This is a genomic window from Gilliamella sp. Gris3-2 (genome assembly GCF_001690345.1).
GTDB classification, from domain to species: domain Bacteria; phylum Pseudomonadota; class Gammaproteobacteria; order Enterobacterales; family Orbaceae; genus Gilliamella; species Gilliamella bombi.
In genome coordinates, this window is record NZ_LZHB01000017.1 from 1 (window position 1) to 18,227 (window position 18,227).

Here is an 18,227-nt window from a genome sequence, read left to right on the forward strand (position 1 = left end):
GGCGGCGGCGGTTCTGGTAATGGTGGTAATGGGCTAGATGAAAGTATTATTGCATCACTACGATTAACCCCAAATGAATAACTACTATAAAAGGCACTACATAAAATAAAAAAAAGCAAACATATATTGCAAAATAAAATACGTTCAGCAGTTAAATGGTTTGGATACTTCATTTTATTTCCTTTATCAAATAATATTTTATTTTTATAAGTTTCTAGCATTACTAATAAATTCCCACGCCAACAAACATATAATTTGTTAAATAAATTATTTAAACTTATCCGACACCCTAAGCATTGAAGGCTAAAGGTTGAAGAACAACGCAAACAACTGATAGATTGGCATAGTGTTTATTGCTGACAACATCACCAAAATATGTGTTTACTGCTAATTTATTGCGCCAAAATGGGGCACTCACTTGTTCATCAACATCGCCCTCCTATTCCTTTGTGCCACTAACTCCTTCAGATTCAATGAACTAAATAATGTCGCTGTCGTCATGTTAATATCAGCAAAACTTTGGTTTACCTCGGGTAACTTAATCTGGATTGTCGATAATGAAAGGCGGCTTTGTGGTGTGAATTTTCGACTGTTTGATAAATTAATACCTAATAAGTCATCTGTTGCTGTCACTTTAATGACGAGGTCATCAAAGGCTAAATAGGATGCTCTACCTTGAATGCTATCTGCTGTCGTGGTCGATAATGCCTGTGATTTTAATGAACACAGCAATAACAACAATGCCAATGGGATTTTTAGCAATAATTTTGTGAGAAATTTCGGTAATAATTTAGATAATTTAGATAATTTAGATAATTTAGATAATTTAGATAATTTAGATAATTTAGATAATTTAGAAGATATAAATAAGTTTTGCGCAAGAACTCGTCGAATAGGATTATTTGATAAATTTAAGACATAAGTTTGCCAGTGCTTGTGCCTTGTGCCTTGTGCCTTGTGCCTAAAATGGTACTGCATTTTGCTCCACCTGTCAAGTAATATTTTGTTTTATTTCGATTTTTTATAATTATTCGCTTATTTAATAAGCTTACCTTTCTAAAACGGTTAAAGTATAACCGTTTTAGAAATAGTTGGCTAGTTTTTTGACGGATTTTTTGTAAAGAAATGTAAAGATGAAAACGATTCGGTTTTATAGATAGGTGAATTTTATAATAAAAATATGGTGTTACCTTTAGGACTTTTTGACTTTTACGTAATGATTAATATTGCTGATAACATCTAAAACACAAACACGCCCAACAGCCCAGTTTGGCGTGCTAGCTTTACTTCGTTATCGGCATATTTTGACGCTCTAATAAGGCAAACTTATTAATGTTGTGGTGCTATAAGCGTGTTTTTTGCTCTAAAATTGCTCAGGTAGACTATTGATTTTATTGAATTTTTTTATTTTATATTTTTAAATGAAATCAAACATTTATAGATTAGCACTTTTGTTATTATGACTACTTAATTCCACTTTATAAGGTGCATTACATATCGTTAATACATCACTACAGCCTATTGCTTGGTTATTTTTATCTATAATACTCAACATCAAATTCTCAAATGTCGTAACTCCACTTTGTCCGTCTCCATCATCATCTCCCCAATAGTTATAACGTGTGACTAAGGAACTTATACTCACTAAGTTACTTGATATTAATGTAGAAACCATCATGCCTATATCTGCAAAACTTTGCTCACCCACTGGTAACTTAATCGGGTTTGTCGCACTTGAAGTGTTGGTTAATAGTGTGATTTTTGTTACAGCTATTTTTTGTATTTTAACTTAGTATATGTTTTAGACTTAACTTTCAAGAATTACTATTCAACTATCAACTTACTGATGACAGTAATCTGGCATTTAATTATTTTGTATCGAACCCACTTGGGTTATATAATCTTAATTTTATTATAATAAAGGAGTCTGTGATGTGCTTACCTATGTTTAAATATCACCCAAATGCATATCAACTCGATATTTTTGTTAATGAAAAGGGAATTTGTTCCGTTTGTAATCAAAAACGAACAATAAAATATAATTTGGTACCTTATTGTGTTGAAGATCCTGATTATATCTGCCCATGGTGTATTGCCGATGGTTCGGCTGCAGAAAAATATCAAGGTCAATTCAACGATAATTATGGTGTAGAAGATGTGCCATCCGAAATGTTAGACGAAATAGTATTAAAAACCCCGAGTTATTCATCATGGCAACAGGAAGTTTGGTTATCGCATTGTAACGAACCTTGTGCTTTTATTGGTTATGTTGGAGCCAAAGAAATTGAACCCTATTTTGATGAAATCTTAGATGATATCCAAGACTATCCCGAAGAATTGATAAAATCGTCTTTATCGAAAGACGGGACGTTCGTTGGCTATTTGTTTGAGTGTGTGCAATGTGCTAAAAAAAGGTTGCATGTTGATTGTGATTGATTTTAATAACTCTATACAGAGTATAGATTTAATATGCTAAATTAAAATAAGAAATAATAGTGTGCAATATCTCACTGATAAAAGGAAATAACTAGGAAAAATGCAACCATGATAAAAATACCATTGTTATTAACTATATTGTTGTTTAGTTGGTTTAATACTAATTATACGTTCGCCAATACTCAAACTGCATCATCTCAATATAAAAAGCAGTTTGCTAACGTTGCTGATGTTGCCGCTTTTAATGATTATATTGCTTGCTATCCCGTATCGGAACATCTTAATACATATAAAAAAATCGCCAGCCATATCAGAGATACTCATTACCATTTTTTAAGTGATGCTAACTATAATCAACTTGAAAACCAACTTAAAATCATCTTAGAAGATTAGCAGTTATATTTCAAAACTATTTCTTTTTCTTCCATGATCGTTATAAAAACCTTGTTCGTGGCGTATTGTGTATGCAATGACGCCATAAATAGATAACGCTAGGTTAGCGCACTATTCAAGCAATAGCGAAAATAATTTGCGCTACGGTAATTTGATATGATCAATATACCCTTTTACAATATTTACACTTTTTTCAAAGAGTTTTTTTTCATTTTCGTTAAAGTCGAGCTTGATCACTTTTTTAATACCATGTTGGTCTAAAATAGCAGGAACACCAATTGCAACATTTTTATAGCCATATTCGCCGTCTAAAATACAACTAAGCGCTAATGCTCGGTGGCTATTAGTGAATATATGTTGGCAAATTTCGGTGATAGTGCTAGCTATGCCATATTCGGTGCAATGCTTACGGTTAGCAATTTCAAAGCCCATTTTTCGAGCTTGCGTGCCAATTTGTTCAAAATCAATTTTGTTTTTTTCTAAATCATTAAGATTAATTCCATAAACCGATGAATGCGACCAAACAGGGAATTGTGAATCACCATGCTCACCTACAATAAAGGCATCAATGCTTTGTGGACCAATATCCATTTTTTCACCCAATAATCGACGCAAACGTACCGTATCAAGCCATACTCCTGTACCAATCACTCGATGACGAGGCAAGCCAGATAGTTTCCAGACTTGATATGTAATTGCATCGCAAGGATTGGTGGCAATTAAAAATATGCCTTTAAAACCATTGTTCATCATATCAGGCACTATGTTGGCAATGATTTTAGAGGTTCCTGCAAGCTCTTCTGCACGGCTTTTTTGGGCTATGCCTGATGTGACGGTGATAATGGCTATGTCAATGTCTGAACAATCAGTCGATTCACGCAGGCTAACTTTGACCATGTTTTGCCGATAAGCCGCCGCATCTAATAAATCTTGTGCATGTCCATAGGCTAATTCTTTATTAAGATCAACAAGTGCAATTTCTTCGCAAATACCTCGATTTACTAATGTATAAGCCGTTGTTGATCCCACATTACCCACGCCGATAATCATCACTTTTCGCAGTTTCATACTTATCCTCCCCTATTTTATTTGGATTAAAAAGGAACCATTTGCTTTCCCTTATACTCTCGTTAATTAAAGATTCAAGTCAAAATGACTAATTAATGCTATTGCTAAAAGTCTACAAGGTAACAATTCCATCAAGGTTAATTATTGAACAGCAATTGTTTTATTGTTAAACTAACATCAATTATAGATGAAAGGAAATTATTAGATGAAAAATAAAATAATTCTAGGATTAACTCTAGCCACACCATTAGCAGTAAATGCACTTGAATTACAAGGAACTCAAACCTACACTGATGAAATTAATGTCCCTGTTACTCACAATTTAAATAAAGTTAATGGCGAAATCACATCAGGTATCCGTATATTAGATAATAGTAATACTATTTTTGAAAAAAATGTCACGATCAATATCCAAAGAGAAGCTAATCGCATAGAAGATGGCGTAACAATTTCAGGGATAGATTCTTTTCCTTCAACTCGTTCTACATCTTCCACCATTTTTAATGGTGATCTTACAATTCATATGCAAGGACATAATTCTGATGCAATTTCTTTACTTGGAAATTCAACCATCATCGTTAATGGAAAAACAACATTAAGCGTTAGCGATCGTGAATGGTCTGATGCTATTTTTATCTCTGATGGAAATTTAACATTAAATGGCGAATCAGTTATTAATGGTAATATTCTTTCTATTGAAAATGGGGTGCTGAAAATTAATAATAAATCAATAATTAATGGTGATATCGATGCAAGTTTTGGTGGAACAATTATATTAGATTTAGCTTCTGGTTCCAAAATTGTAGGTCGAGTGTCAGGATTTGGCGATCCAGATGATCCTGATGAGGGTAATACTGATACCACTGGAGTTATAAAAATGAATCTTGCCAAAGGCGCTTCTTGGGAAATAACCGATGAAGATTCTTATCTTACCGAACTATCAGGGCAAGGTTCGATAAAATTTGTTAATGATAATTCTAATGGTAATTATGGAGAGTTAACCATTGAGAATTTAAAAGGTGAATCAAGTTTTTATTTACGTACCGACATTGCTGCTGAAAAAAGCGATAAAATTATTATTTCAAAATCAGCTGATGCAAACCGCCCTATATCAGCAGAAGGAACTCATACCCTAAATTTAACAAATAATGGAGCGTCTAATACCACAGGTAAAGAAAAATTGACGTTAGTTAAAATTGATGACAATGCAACAAGTACTGCAGAGTTTAAAATCAATCATGATGTTGAACTTGGTGGTTATCAATATTCTTTAAATAAAGAAGGGAAAGATTATGTGTTAACTGCTCATCCTATTACCTCATCGGCAATGGCTAGCGCTGGATTCCTTAATAGTAATTATTTAATGAGCTATGTTGAAACCCAAACACTGTTAAAACGCCTTGGCGACATGCGAACAAGTGGGCAGTTTGGTAATGTTTGGTTACGCGGTTTTTCGGGTAAGTTAGATTCATTTTCTGGTGGTAAATTAAGTAAATTTGATATGAGCTACCATGGTTTCCAATTTGGTGCAGATAAACAGCTATCTGAAGATTCACCTTTTGTAGTCGGTGCTTTTGTTGGGCAGACTTATGGTGATCCAAATTATCATAAAGGTGATGGCTCTTTAAAATCATTTAATACGGGTCTCTACGCAACGTATTTAACCAATGATGGATTTTATGTTGATGGCGTTGCTAAATATGCTCGCCAAAAAAATCACTTCAAGGTTAAAGATACTGCCAGTAATCACGTTCAAGGAACAGGTCATACCAATGGACTTGGTTTATCTTTAGAATTAGGCCAAAAATACAAATTAAATAATTTTTATATTGAACCACAATCTCAATTATCTTATAGCCATCAAAACGCTACATCAATTAATGCGACTAACGGGCTTAAAGTAAAATTAGGTAATTATAATTCGTTAATTGGTCGAGCATCCGCATTATTTGGATATGAAATCGATTCTGACAACAATAATATTAATATCTATGCTAAAACAGGGATTGTTAGAGAATTTAATGGTGATACTTACTATAAATTAAATGCGAGTAAAGAAAATCATTCATTCAAAGGCAATTGGTGGAATAATGGAGTTGGTATAAGTGCACAACTTAATCAACAGCATAATATTTATTTAGATCTAGAAAGTTCGCCAGGTAACCGATTTGATTTATTACAAGTCAACGGAGGTTATCGTTTTTCTTTCTAGTTAGCTATAAAATTACTACCGTTACACTATCAAAAAACATAAACCGCATATTTAAAATATATGTGGTTTATGAAATTCATTATATCATTTTTCTACTTTAACTATTATTTAAATAGACGGAATTAGCTACTATTTACTTTAGTTTTATATACAATAAATTAACGATATAACTATGTCGTAAATCAATAGAAGTCATAAATTAATTGAAACCGTGAACTTTAAAAAAATTGACTTTTACCTTTTTTAAATGATAATAATTCTCATTAATATTTAAATTTATTGCTATAAATAATTGGCAATGAAGTGTTACTACAAGTAATTAAATTGAAAGATATTTGTTAGATTTGTTAGAAACAATCACTGAATTTTGCTATTTGTTTATGAGTTAAACGCTAGGAGTCGCTAATGAAGTTCAATTTTTTGAAAAATCGTAAAATATTATTAAAGGTTATTTTAACTTCGTTAATTATTTTGACAGGTATGCACAAATCTGTACAAGCTTCAGAAAAGAAATTTAAAGTCGTTACTACCTTTACGGTTATTCAAGATATTGCGCAAAATGTAGCTGGTGATGCTGCTATAGTAGAGTCAATTACCAAGGTCGGTGCGGAAATTCATGAATACGACCCCACCCCGCAAGATATTACCAAAGTGCTTTCAGCAGATTTAGTGTTATGGAATGGCCTTAATTTAGAACTTTGGTTTAAACGCTTTTTTGAAGATGTAAAAGATGTCCCATCCGTTGTTGTGACTGAAGGTATTGAGCCGATGCCAATCCGAGAAGGAAGCTATAAAGGTAACCCTAATCCACATGCTTGGATGTCGCCAACACTAGCCTTAATTTATATTGAAAATATTCGCGCGGCATTTGTCAAATATGATCCTAAAAATACGGCTACTTATAATAAAAATGCTGCTGATTATATTTCTAAAATTAAAGCGCTTGATGCACCATTACGCGAACGATTGGCCAAAATCCCTGAGGCAAAACGTTGGCTTGTGACCAGCGAAGGAGCTTTTAGTTATCTAGCTCGCGACTATAATTTGAAAGAAGCTTACCTATGGCCAATAAATGCTGAACAACAAGGCACACCTCAACAAGTTAGGCAATTAATTGATTTAGTGAGAGCAAATGATATTCCTGTCATTTTTAGTGAGAGTACTATTTCAGATAAACCTGCTAAACAAGTGAGCAAAGAAACCGATATTAAATATGGTGGCGTTTTGTATGTCGATTCGCTTTCAACTAAAAATGGTCCTGTTCCAACTTATATTGATTTGTTAAAAGTGACCGTTGAAACTATTGCTAAAGGATTTGAAAAATAATGACTCAAATTTGCTTGAACGTTGATGATATCACGGTGACTTATAATAATGGCCATACTGCAATTTATGATGCTAGCTTTAGCTTAAACGGTGGTACTATTTGTGCTTTAGTTGGTATTAATGGTAGTGGCAAGTCAACGTTATTTAAAAGCATTATGGGAATGATTCATCCAACCCGTGGGCGTGTAACTTTTAATGATTTCTCAGTAAAGCAAGCTTTAAAGCAAAATATCATTGCCTATGTGCCACAAACCGAAGAAGTCGATTGGGATTTTCCTGTTCTGGTGTCGGATGTAGTAATGATGGGACGATACGGGCATATGTCTTTTTTACGTATTCCAAGCAAAGAAGACAAAAAACAAGTTAATATTGCTCTTGAACGTGTGAACATGCTTGATTTTAAGCATCGTCAAATTGGCGAACTTTCTGGTGGGCAAAAAAAACGAGTATTTTTAGCTCGAGCATTAGCTCAACAAGGTAAAGTGCTGTTGCTAGATGAGCCCTTTACTGGAGTTGATGTTAAAACTGAAAATGCCATTATTGATTTATTGAAAGATCTGCGTGAAGAAGGCCATTTAATTTTAGTTTCAACCCATAACTTAGGTAGTGTTCCTGAATTTTGTGATCAAGTGGTATTAATTAATCAAACTGTACTGGCCTTTGGTCCAACTAAAACAACTTTTACACCGCAAAATTTAATGACCACCTTTGGTGGTGCACTACGTTACCTTAGTTTATCAGGCGAGAAACTGCATAATGACGAAGATCCTCGTAAAGTATCCATATTAACTGACGATGAGCGTGCTGCTATTTTTTATGGCGAAGGTAAGCATGATTCCCCCCATCGAGATTTATTGATTGACCATCACGATAATAAACCCAAGGGATAACAATAAATGGAACTTTTACTTGAACCATTTACCTACGATTTTATGCTTAAAGCGATTTGGGTAAGTAGTATTGTTGGCGCTGCTTGTGCTTTTTTATCGGCTTTTTTAATGTTAAAAGGTTGGTCACTAATGGGCGATGCGCTATCGCACTCTGTTGTACCTGGCGTTGCTGGTGCGTATGCACTTGGACTACCTTATTCAATTGGAGCATTTTTTACTGGGTTACTGGCGGCACTTGCAATTACGTTGGTTCGTGCCTTTACACGCTTAAAAGAAGACGCCACTATCGGCTTTATTTTTTCAACCTTTTTTGCCGTCGGTTTGTTAATTATTTCGCTCAATCCAACATCTGTTAACGCACAAACTATTATATTTGGTAATATTCTTGGAATTGATGATAGCGATATGTGGCAAGTGCAAATCATTATTTTGGTATCATTTATACTACTTTTCTTTTTTTGGAAGGATTTGTTAGTTGTCTTTTTTGATGAAACTCATGCCAGATCGATTGGATTAAAACCATTAAAACTAAAAATCCTATTTTTTACTATTTTAAGCGCATGTACCGTTGCAGCATTACAAACAGTTGGGGCTATTTTAGTAATAGCTATGGTTGTTACCCCTGGGGCAACCGCTTACTTACTGACTAATCGATTTTCTCGGCTATTGATTATCTCGGTTCTTATTGGCACTGTAACTAGTGCTGTTGGTGCTTGGATTAGCTACTTTTTAAATGGCGAAACTGGTGGCGTTATTGTAACGCTACAAACGCTGATTTTTATTGCCGCATTTTTATTTGCTCCAAAGCAAGGACTTATTGCCAATCATCTTCAGATCCGTAAAAGCCGTTTAAATAAAGGGAGAAAGGTATGACAGAGTTTTGGGAATTTATCTACTATCCTCTGAGCCTTCCTCTTATTCAACGTGCAATTTTAGCTGCACTAGCAACTGGTATAGTTTGTGCTTTGCTTTCTTGCTTTTTAGTTTTAAAAGGCTGGTCATTAATGGGGGATGCAATTTCGCATGCGGTTTTACCTGGAATTGTGCTGGCCTATTTAGCAGGTATTCCCATTATAATTGGTGCTTTTGCTTCAGGCCTATTTTGCTCGGTTGCAACAGGTTACATCAAAGAAAACAGCCGATTGAAAGAAGATACCGTAATGGGGATTGTATTTTCGGGTATGTTTGCTTTTGGTTTAGTATTATTTTCAAAAGTAGATACTTCACAGCATTTAAATCATATTCTATTTGGTAGTGTACTTGGCACTAGTTATGACGAGCTTAAAAAGATCATATTTATTGCTACAATTGTATCAATCTTAGTTATTATAAAACGCCGCGATCTTATGCTTTACTGCTTTGATCCGCTGCAAGCCAAAGTTGTTGGACTACCAGTTAAACTATTACATTATGGTTTATTAAGTGTGTTAGCTTTAACCATTGTAGGTTCGTTAAAAATAGCGGGTATGATTTTAGTTATTGCTATGCTAATAGCTCCAGGTATAACTGCCTTTTCGTTAACTAAACGTTTTGAATGGATGTTAGTAATTGCTGTGTTAGTTTCCACATTTTCAACGGTGGCGGGCACCTTGATAAGTTATTATGCAGATGCATCAACTAGTGCTTGTATTGTTATTTTGCAGGCAACCATATTTTTATTTGCTCAGGTTTATCAGTTTATTACTAGCAAAAAATTACGCCACTAAAATTATTCTTGTAACTATTGCAAAGAAGCCGTTTTTAGAAATACTTTTTTACAGCTATAAAAAACAGCGTAATGATATTTTTAAGCCATTTTACGCTGTTATTATTAATTTAATTGTTATTCATCATCCAAATATTTACTATTATCAGCATAATTATCAAAACGTGAAAACTGACCTTGGAATTTTAATCGAACTTTCCCAATTGGTCCGTTTCGCTGTTTTCCTAGAATAATTTCAGCAATGCCTTTATGTTCTGAAGCTTCGTTATAAACCTCATCACGATAGATAAACATAATCACATCAGCATCTTGTTCGATAGAGCCTGATTCACGTAAATCAGAGTTAACTGGTCTTTTATCGGCTCGTTGCTCCAAACTACGATTAAGCTGAGATAGTGCAACAACAGGAACTTGTAATTCTTTAGCCAAGGCTTTTAGTGAACGCGATATTTCGGCAATTTCTAAAGTACGATTTTCAGAAATATTCGGTACACGCATAAGCTGTAAGTAATCAACCATTATCATACTTAAGCCTTTATGTTCCCGATAAATACGTCTTGCTCTTGAGCGTAATTCCATTGGCGTTAAACCTGATGAGTCATCGATATAGATGTTTTTCTTTTCGAGCAATAGTCCCATTGTGCTTGAGATTCTTGCCCAATCATCGTCTTGCAGTTGTCCTGTTCGAATTTTTGTTTGGTCAACACGTGAAAGCGAAGCTAGCATACGCATCATAATTTGTTCTGAAGGCATTTCTAAACTGAATATTAATACTGGCTTTTCTTGTTCTAGCGCGGCATTTTCGCACAAATTCATAGCAAAAGTGGTTTTACCCATTGATGGCCTTGCCGCAATGATAATTAAATCGGAACGCTGCAAACCAGCCGTTTTTTTATCTAAATCGATATAACCTGTTGAAACCCCTGTCACACCATCATGTGGACGTTGAAACAACTCTTCGATTTTAGCTACCGTTGCTTCTAGCACTTCGGTAATACTTTTTGGACCTTCACCTTGTTTAGTTCGGCTTTCAGCGATTTGAAATATTTTGCTTTCCGCCAAATCTAAAATTTCAGTACTATCTCGCCCTTCTGTTGCATAACAGTTATCAGCAATATCATTTGATGCACTAATTAATTCACGTAAAATCGCTTGTTGGCGAATAATATCACTATAAGCAACAACATTTATCGCACTTGGTGTGTTTTTTGAAAGTTCAGCCAAATAAGCAAAACCACCAACATCAGCTAAAACATCTTTACTTTCAAGGCTTTCAGAAAGGGTAATTAAATCAATTGGTGTACCTTTACTGACCAATGTATGCATTTCAGAAAAAATTAGTTGATGATGACGCGAATAAAAATCGCGATCAGTGATCATTTCAGATACAGCATCCCAACGTTGATTATCAAGCATCAAGCTACCAAGTACTGCTTGTTCAGCTTCAATTGAGTGTGGTGGGAGCTTGATATTATGCAAGTTTGATTTTTTCGCTTCTTGATTTCTAGAATCTTTATTTGTGCTTGTTCGATCAGTCTTCATTACATTTATCTTTTTAATTTAATTAACTTTTTATTGTTTGCTTATTATCCAACTTATTTTAAAAATAATGGGCCTAATGCTTGGGTTGGTATTTGATATTCTGATGGATAATCCACCTGAACTAAATATAATCCTTCAGGTTTTGCTGTTGCAGCAGCTTTCGTCCTATCTTTAGCCTGTAAAAGTTCGCTAATCCATTCTGGATGTCGATTACCCGCACCAACTTCAAGTAAACTGCCCACAATGTTACGTACCATATGGTGAACAAACGCGTTAGCTTTAATATCAACAATAATAAATTCACCTTGTCGCCAAACTTCGATATGATGAATATTACGCCAAGGTGTTCTTGATTGGCACTGCGCAGCTCTAAAGGATGAAAAATCATTCTCACCTAATAAATACTGTGCAGCTTGATGCATTAAGGTTTCATCCAAAGGTAAATAATAATGCGATACTCCTTTAGCTAAAATTGCTGTCCGATAACGATGATTATAAATCACATAACGATAACGCCGAGCAGTCGCACTAAACCGCGCATGAAAACTATCATCAACTACTTGTGACCAACGCACCGCAATATTATCAGGTAAATAAGAATTCACTCCCATTGTCCAAGCACTAGCTGATCGCATGGCTTGGGTTTCAAAATGAATAACTTGACCAGTTGCGTGTACACCAGCATCTGTGCGACCAGCACAAAAGACGTTTATTGGTGAATTAGCAATTGTCGATAGTGCGAATTCTAGTCTTTCTTGAATAGAATCAACATACTGCTGCCGTTGCCAGCCAAAGTAATTACTACCATCATATTCGATACCAAGGGCAATTTTATATATAGTCATTAATGAGGATCTCAAGTGTCTCAATTAACATTAATGCACCTAAATAACGAATATTATCAGCAACTGACCAAAATTGAATTTGTTCATAATGGCCGTAACTGTGTCTCAAATTAGCCAATTTAATAGTTAGCTGACCTTCAGACTCTATACTAACTTCGGTCACTGGAGTTGGCTGATTATCGCTTTGCACTTCAACCCCAAACTCGCTAAAACGTGCCATATCTAACTCAATCGGTAAGCTACTTGATACATTAATAGCTTGTGACACCCCATAAAACACAGGCACAATCACTGACTCAATAGAGACAGGAAGTTCATAATTACTTAATATTTTACGAATTTGATTAACTTGTGACTTTTCACCTAATATTAAATCATCATGTTCGTGCGATACGGGTAATAAGTTAAATGCTAATTGCTTGTCAAATAACTGATTATCAACTGGCATGCCATTTAATAAGCGAGCGCTCTGCCCAGCCAGCTCATCTACTCCTGGCTTACCATACAATGAGGCCGGAATAAAACTGGTGACATGTAAATTGGTTAATAACTCAATATCAGTTAAAGACGCAACACAACGCAATAATTGGCACACTGTGGCACTAGCTACAGCTATAATGTTTTCATTACGGTATTCAGTTAATACACTGTTATTAACTTTAGGTACTACTAATGGAATATGATCCTGCTGAGCAAAATAGCCACTTGCATCAATCACTACACAACCTGATTCTGCCGCAATTTGTGCATATTTTTCACTTGTTTCATAACCAGCAACAAAAAAGGCAAAATGGCACTGGCTCCAATCCATTTGTGCACTATCGGTAACAGTTAAATTTTTACCAGCAAAACGAACAACTTCACCAGCACTATTGTCACTACCGACCAAATAGAGATTTTCAATTTTTAGACTATTGTCTTGTAAACTACGTTGTTGTAATAATTCAACTAGCGCAGAACCCACTTGCCCTGTCGCCCCCACAATAGCAATATTCCATGCAGACATATTTATAAACCCAAATAAAAAATTTAACGGTAATTATATCACTATATTGTCAAATATAGCGGAAAAGATATTTTTCAATTTTGGAACACAGATCGACAAAACAAAATCTGAGCCCTTACAAATTAGCTTAATATCCGTAAAGTAATAAGCCACTTTAATCAAAATTTATTCGTTAATATGACAAAAATCACTCTATCGGATATTGCTACAAAAGCTAATATTTCAGTTGCTTCGGTTTCAAGAGTATTAAAAAAACCACATTTAACTTCTCCTCAAGCTCAACTACGCGTTTATCAAGCTATTGAAGAATTAAATATAGATACATCAAAAAATTTCAAACCCTTTCAATCAATACATAACAGTAGAAAGATATTAATTATTGATAATCAACTTTTTTCAAAAAGTTTAATCAATCTTGGTTTAGAACAAGCTTTGAAAAAAGAGCAGTATCAACTGTTTTATTTGCAGTTTCCTTATAATAATAGAAACGATATCCATCATATTATTCGTTATGTAGCCCAAAATGCATTTGACGGGATTATAATTATCAATGATGCTCCATATTTAAAAACACTGGTTTCTTATAAAGATACATTACCCCCCATTGTATTAGTTAATCACTTTTCGCTTGATTTTATTTGCGTTCACTTTGATCATTTATTGATCGGATATCAAATGACGAAATATTTAACTGAAAATTCTCATACCCAAGTTGCTATTTTACTTAATAATGACCAATTGATAAGTTCAGCACTTTTGCTACAAGGTTATAAACAAGCATTGCTACGTGCCAATATTGTTATTGAGCCTCGATATATTATTCAAGGTTGCTTTACTTATCAACATGCCAGATCAGCTATAAAAAAATTAATAAACGGAAGTAAATTGCCATCAGCAGTCATTTGTGCCGATAATTTTAGCTTAACCTATTTAGATGAAATTTATTATAAAGATCTACACAATCAATCTCCTAATAGCATGGTTTTAGGGGCGTTACATCAAGCCAATGAAAGTAAATCCAAACTAACTAAACCGCTCACTATCTCGTATTTTAGCGCTTCTAAAGAACTTAAATATAATGAATTAGATAATTTATGCAGAATTAATAAACCATTATTTAAAATGGGACAACAGTCTGCAACTTTACTATGTGATATTATTAAAGACACAACAAAGTCTATTAAACACAATAAAATAATCAATGTTGAATCGATGTTTTACTAATACGTGTACTATCTTTAAAAGATATTCCCTATTTTGTTTTTGCTCGCTTTCATTGCAAATAATCATCGTACATTCTGATATTGCAGAGAGTAAAAATAATTCAGAAGTCCAGAGCGTTTAATTTTATTGAGATCTGATATCGCCTTAGCGCTTGGCAAATTGAAATAAGGAGGGTTATAAATAAGGCAAAGTGTAGCCGTAATCTTTTTCCCAGATAGTAAGCTTTTAAGTTGAATAGCCACTTATTAAATTTCATCCATTATTATTTACAGGACTTTACCCAATGTGAATAAATTAATATGAAATTTCAATATTCGAGCATTTTTAATATAAAATTCGGTGATTAAATTGCCTTTCACCTTTAATTAGCAAATACACAAAATTTAGAATTAACTCTAAAAACAAGATAATTTTTCCAAATAACCTTTATTTACTCCATTTAAGATATTAGATAGCAATTATTATGTTTGTTTAAATGTTCGCTTTATTGGTAAACGGCATTAAATCAGTACATAAAAAGAGGGAAGCATCCCTCTTTTTTTTACGCTCCAGCTCTGTAATTTGGTGGTTCTTTGGTGATAAGTACATCGTGCACATGGCTTTCTTTCATTCCAGCACCAGTAATGCGATAGAATTTAGATTTAGTTCTTAACTCATCAATTGTTGCGCAACCGGTCAATCCCATACAAGATCTCAATCCCCCCATTTGTTGATGAACTATTTCTTTTAGTAAACCTTTGTAGGCAATACGACCTTCTATACCCTCTGGCACAAGTTTATCAGCAGCATTGTCAGTTTGGAAATAACGGTCAGAAGATCCTTTTGTCATTGCACCAAGCGAACCCATTCCACGATATGATTTATATGCTCTGCCTTGGAATAGTTCAATTTCACCTGGCGCTTCTTCAGTACCTGCAAACATTGAGCCAACCATTACACAAGATGCACCTGCTGCAATAGCTTTAGCAATATCACCTGAATATCGAATTCCACCATCAGCAATAACAGGAATGTTGTGTTTTTGTGCAATTTCGACAGCATCCATTATGGCGCTAATTTGAGGTACGCCAACACCAGTTACAATGCGTGTTGTACAAATTGAGCCGGGGCCAATTCCTACTTTAACGGCGTTAACACCTGCATCAATTAAGGCTTTAGCTCCTTCTGCTGTGGCGATGTTACCGCCAATAATTTGTAAATCTGGATAGGACTTTCTTGCTTGGCGAATACGCTCAAGTACGCCTTCTGAATGGCCGTGCGATGAATCAATCAATAATACATCTACACCTGCTTCTACTAATGCTGCAATCCGCTCTTCATTACCAGCGGCTGCGCCAACAGCTGCTCCAACACGCAAACGACCTTGTTTGTCTTTACAAGCATTAGGTTTTTGTTCAGCTTTGTTATAATCTTTGACGGTAATCATACCTTTTAGGTGGAATCGACCATCAACAACAAGGACTTTTTCAACCCGGTATTCGTGCATTTTTTGCAGCACAATTTCACGTTGTTCACCTTCATTTACAGTCACTAAGCGTTCTTTCGGTGTCATCACCGCAGTAACAGGTAAAGAAAGATCCGTTGCAAATCTTACATCGCGTGCGGTGATAATGCCAACTAGTTCTTGAGTTTCAGTCACAACTGGAAACCCTGCAAAACCATACTCTTTAGCTAGTTCGATAACTTGCTTTATAGTTGCAGTTGGTAGAACTGATACAGGATCTTGTACTATGCCGCTTTCATGTTTCTTAACACGTTTTACATGATTGGCTTGATTTTCAATTGACATATTTTTATGAATAAACCCAATACCACCTTCTTGAGCAAGTGCAATAGCTAAATCAGATTCGGTTACAGTATCCATTGCGGCAGAAATCATTGGAATATTGAGCTTGATGGTTTGGGTTAATTGAGTACTAATATCAGCAGTGTTAGGTAATACAGTTGAGTGGGCTGGAACTAATAACACGTCGTCAAACGTGAGAGCTTCTTTGACTATACGGGACATGACAATATTCACCATTGAGTTAAATTGTTGATAAAATATTGCCGAGACATTCTACTTACTTTTAACTTAAAAGGCTAGGAAAATTTTATTCTATATTGAAATAAAAAAGTAAATAAAAATACAATAGAATTAAATATAAGTGAAGATATATTGAAAACACCTCACCAATTAAATAAAACTGGTGAGGTAAAAAATCGGCTCTTAATGTTTTATTAAATAAACATATTAATAGCTAAGCATCCTACTAATCCACAAACAGAAATTGTAGTTTCTAATAGTGACCAAGATTTCATGGTTTCAGCAATACTTAAATTGAAATATTCTTTAAATAACCAAAATCCAGGATCATTAACGTGCGAAAATACAACACTTCCAGCTCCTGTTGCAATAACCATCAGTTCAGGACTTACTCCTGTTGAAGCAATAAGAGGGAACACAATGCCTCCTGCTGTCAACGCTGCAACAGTCGCAGAACCAAGCGCTAATCGAAGCAATGCCGCAATTAACCAAGCCATAACGATAGGTGAAATATTCGATGAATGCATCATTTGTTCAATGTAAACTTTTACACCACTATCAACAAGCACTTGTTTAAATGCTCCGCCTCCACCTATAATTAATAACATCATGGCAATAATTTTGATTGAATCAACTAGAGTAGTATTAACTTCAGCCATGGAGCGCCCACGTAAAAGGCCAAATGTAAATACCGCAACTAATACAGAAATCAAAGTTGCAATGACTGGATCACCTAGAAATTCTACATAAGGTAATACTGCATGTCCTTTATCTAAAGTCATATCGCAAACCGCACGAATTGACATTAAAATAACTGGAATTAAAGCGGTAAAAACACTGACTGCAAAGCTTGGCATTTGCTCATCAGTAAATTTTTTAGAATTATATAAGCCTTCTTCAATTGGATGATTAATTACGCGAATAAATGGTAATCTTGCTAATACAGGCCCAGCTAAAATTACCGTTGGGATAGCGATGATAGTACCATAGAGTAAGGTTCGTCCCATATCTGCTTTAAAAATTTCAGCAATAGCTGTAGGACCAGGATGAGGAGGTAAAAAGCCATGGGTCACAGATAAAGCCGCAGCCATAGGAATACCAATATATAGTGGCGATATACGTAACGTGGCAGCAATAGTTAATACTAATGGTAATAACAGGACAAAGCCAACTTCATAGAAAAGTGCAAAACCAACAATAAAACCGGTAAGTGTAACCGCCCATTGGATTTTCTTGTCACCAAATGTTTCAATTAGCGTTGTTGCGATACGTTGAGCTCCACCACAATCGGCCAATAATTTTCCCAACATTGCTCCAAAGCCCATAATTAAGGCTAAACTACCAAGCGTACCTCCGACTCCATTTTTTATGGATTTCACCACATCCATAACTGGCATGCCTTCCATTACACCAACACTTAGCGCAACTAGAATTAGAGCAATAAAACCATTGACTCGAAGTGGTAACATTAAAATAAGTAGCAGTGCTACACCAATAGCAATTATTATTAACGGCATAAATAGGTCCTCTAAAATAAAATATCCCTTGTTATCG

General features: G+C 34.8%; 16 protein-coding genes. 8 read left to right on the forward strand and 8 right to left on the reverse strand.

All coding sequences use genetic code 11. The annotated features are described in order from the left end of the window. Positions 1-414: 414 nt before the first annotated feature. Positions 415-978 (reverse strand): hypothetical protein, encoded by a 564-nt coding sequence (locus tag A9G32_RS02695; RefSeq protein WP_065640637.1) that lies wholly within the window; start codon positions 976-978, stop codon positions 415-417. A 457-nt stretch (positions 979-1,435) separates the two neighbouring features. Beyond that, positions 1,436-1,678, reverse strand: coding sequence for a hypothetical protein (locus A9G32_RS02700; RefSeq protein WP_065590689.1), 243 nt, complete (start codon positions 1,676-1,678; stop codon positions 1,436-1,438). A gap of 254 nt (positions 1,679-1,932) precedes the next feature. Between A9G32_RS02700 and A9G32_RS02705 the strand changes: the two genes are divergently transcribed. Next, positions 1,933-2,436, forward strand: a complete 504-nt coding sequence (locus tag A9G32_RS02705) for a CbrC family protein (protein WP_065590690.1) — start codon at positions 1,933-1,935, stop codon at positions 2,434-2,436. A gap of 108 nt (positions 2,437-2,544) precedes the next feature. After that, positions 2,545-2,829: a hypothetical protein gene (locus A9G32_RS02710; protein WP_065590691.1), complete on the forward strand. Its 285-nt coding sequence runs from the start codon at positions 2,545-2,547 to the stop codon at positions 2,827-2,829. Between the two features lie 141 nt (positions 2,830-2,970). Here A9G32_RS02710 and A9G32_RS02715 read toward each other — a convergent pair whose 3' ends face one another. Beyond that, entirely contained in the window at positions 2,971-3,897 is a 927-nt protein-coding gene (locus A9G32_RS02715) for an L-lactate dehydrogenase (RefSeq protein ID WP_065590692.1), read from the reverse strand. Between the two features lie 205 nt (positions 3,898-4,102). Between A9G32_RS02715 and A9G32_RS02720 the strand changes: the two genes are divergently transcribed. From A9G32_RS02720 to A9G32_RS02740, 5 genes are all read left to right on the forward strand, one after another. Further along, entirely contained in the window at positions 4,103-6,109 is a 2,007-nt protein-coding gene (locus A9G32_RS02720; RefSeq protein ID WP_065590693.1) for an autotransporter outer membrane beta-barrel domain-containing protein, read from the forward strand. A 480-nt stretch (positions 6,110-6,589) separates the two neighbouring features. Continuing rightward, entirely contained in the window at positions 6,590-7,435 is an 846-nt protein-coding gene (locus A9G32_RS02725; RefSeq protein ID WP_065590710.1) for a metal ABC transporter substrate-binding protein, read from the forward strand. Beyond that, positions 7,435-8,325 carry a manganese/iron ABC transporter ATP-binding protein gene (locus tag A9G32_RS02730; RefSeq protein WP_065590694.1) on the forward strand — a complete coding sequence of 297 codons (891 nt, stop codon included), beginning with the start codon at positions 7,435-7,437 and terminating at the stop codon, positions 8,323-8,325. The genes A9G32_RS02725 and A9G32_RS02730 overlap by 1 nt, the downstream gene beginning before the upstream one ends. A gap of 6 nt (positions 8,326-8,331) precedes the next feature. Beyond that, the gene (locus tag A9G32_RS02735) at positions 8,332-9,198 is read left to right on the forward strand and encodes a metal ABC transporter permease (RefSeq protein WP_065560161.1); all 867 of its coding nucleotides are present in this window, start codon (positions 8,332-8,334) and stop codon (positions 9,196-9,198) included. After that, positions 9,195-10,031 carry a metal ABC transporter permease gene (locus A9G32_RS02740; protein WP_065590695.1) on the forward strand — a complete coding sequence of 279 codons (837 nt, stop codon included), beginning with the start codon at positions 9,195-9,197 and terminating at the stop codon, positions 10,029-10,031. The genes A9G32_RS02735 and A9G32_RS02740 overlap by 4 nt, the downstream gene beginning before the upstream one ends. A gap of 116 nt (positions 10,032-10,147) precedes the next feature. On the opposite strand, the gene dnaB is transcribed toward A9G32_RS02740, so the two are convergent. Genes dnaB through A9G32_RS02755 form a run of 3 tightly spaced genes read right to left on the reverse strand, consistent with a single transcriptional unit; the run spans position 10,148 to position 13,423 of the window. Beyond that, the gene (dnaB, locus tag A9G32_RS02745) at positions 10,148-11,572 is read right to left on the reverse strand and encodes a replicative DNA helicase (protein WP_034909856.1); all 1,425 of its coding nucleotides are present in this window, start codon (positions 11,570-11,572) and stop codon (positions 10,148-10,150) included. Between the two features lie 53 nt (positions 11,573-11,625). Further along, a complete protein-coding gene (truA, locus tag A9G32_RS02750) occupies positions 11,626-12,417 on the reverse strand; it encodes a tRNA pseudouridine(38-40) synthase TruA (RefSeq protein ID WP_065590696.1) in 792 nt (263 codons plus the stop codon). Further along, a complete protein-coding gene (locus A9G32_RS02755) occupies positions 12,404-13,423 on the reverse strand; it encodes an aspartate-semialdehyde dehydrogenase (protein ID WP_065590697.1) in 1,020 nt (339 codons plus the stop codon). Before A9G32_RS02755 ends, truA begins: the two co-directional genes overlap by 14 nt. A gap of 177 nt (positions 13,424-13,600) precedes the next feature. Here A9G32_RS02755 and A9G32_RS02760 point away from each other — a divergent pair, with 177 nt between their 5' ends. After that, positions 13,601-14,647, forward strand: a complete 1,047-nt coding sequence (locus tag A9G32_RS02760) for a LacI family DNA-binding transcriptional regulator (RefSeq protein ID WP_065590698.1) — start codon at positions 13,601-13,603, stop codon at positions 14,645-14,647. A 541-nt stretch (positions 14,648-15,188) separates the two neighbouring features. Here A9G32_RS02760 and guaB read toward each other — a convergent pair. Both guaB and gntT read right to left on the reverse strand, forming a co-directional pair. Then, on the reverse strand, positions 15,189-16,655 hold the full coding sequence (guaB, locus tag A9G32_RS02765) for an IMP dehydrogenase (RefSeq protein WP_065590699.1): 1,467 nt from the start codon (positions 16,653-16,655) through the stop codon (positions 15,189-15,191). Between the two features lie 212 nt (positions 16,656-16,867). Beyond that, positions 16,868-18,208, reverse strand: a complete 1,341-nt coding sequence (gene gntT / locus A9G32_RS02770; RefSeq protein ID WP_335339985.1) for a gluconate transporter — start codon at positions 18,206-18,208, stop codon at positions 16,868-16,870. Positions 18,209-18,227: the final 19 nt, after the last annotated feature.

Bases quoted from the DNA above. Each gene is read 5' to 3' on its own strand.
- A9G32_RS02695 (WP_065640637.1), bottom strand. From the start codon at position 978: ATGCAGTACCATTTTAGGCACAAGGCACAAGGCACAAGGCACAAGCAC.
- A9G32_RS02700 (WP_065590689.1), bottom strand. From the start codon at position 1,678: ATGATGGTTTCTACATTAATATCAAGTAACTTAGTGAGTATAAGTTCC.
- A9G32_RS02705 (WP_065590690.1), top strand. From the start codon at position 1,933: ATGTGCTTACCTATGTTTAAATATCACCCAAATGCATATCAACTCGAT.
- A9G32_RS02710 (WP_065590691.1), top strand. From the start codon at position 2,545: ATGATAAAAATACCATTGTTATTAACTATATTGTTGTTTAGTTGGTTT.
- A9G32_RS02715 (WP_065590692.1), bottom strand. From the start codon at position 3,897: ATGAAACTGCGAAAAGTGATGATTATCGGCGTGGGTAATGTGGGATCA.
- A9G32_RS02720 (WP_065590693.1), top strand. From the start codon at position 4,103: ATGAAAAATAAAATAATTCTAGGATTAACTCTAGCCACACCATTAGCA.
- A9G32_RS02725 (WP_065590710.1), top strand. From the start codon at position 6,590: ATGCACAAATCTGTACAAGCTTCAGAAAAGAAATTTAAAGTCGTTACT.
- A9G32_RS02730 (WP_065590694.1), top strand. From the start codon at position 7,435: ATGACTCAAATTTGCTTGAACGTTGATGATATCACGGTGACTTATAAT.
- A9G32_RS02735 (WP_065560161.1), top strand. From the start codon at position 8,332: ATGGAACTTTTACTTGAACCATTTACCTACGATTTTATGCTTAAAGCG.
- A9G32_RS02740 (WP_065590695.1), top strand. From the start codon at position 9,195: ATGACAGAGTTTTGGGAATTTATCTACTATCCTCTGAGCCTTCCTCTT.
- dnaB (WP_034909856.1), bottom strand. From the start codon at position 11,572: ATGAAGACTGATCGAACAAGCACAAATAAAGATTCTAGAAATCAAGAA.
- truA (WP_065590696.1), bottom strand. From the start codon at position 12,417: ATGACTATATATAAAATTGCCCTTGGTATCGAATATGATGGTAGTAAT.
- A9G32_RS02755 (WP_065590697.1), bottom strand. From the start codon at position 13,423: ATGTCTGCATGGAATATTGCTATTGTGGGGGCGACAGGGCAAGTGGGT.
- A9G32_RS02760 (WP_065590698.1), top strand. From the start codon at position 13,601: ATGACAAAAATCACTCTATCGGATATTGCTACAAAAGCTAATATTTCA.
- guaB (WP_065590699.1), bottom strand. From the start codon at position 16,655: ATGTCCCGTATAGTCAAAGAAGCTCTCACGTTTGACGACGTGTTATTA.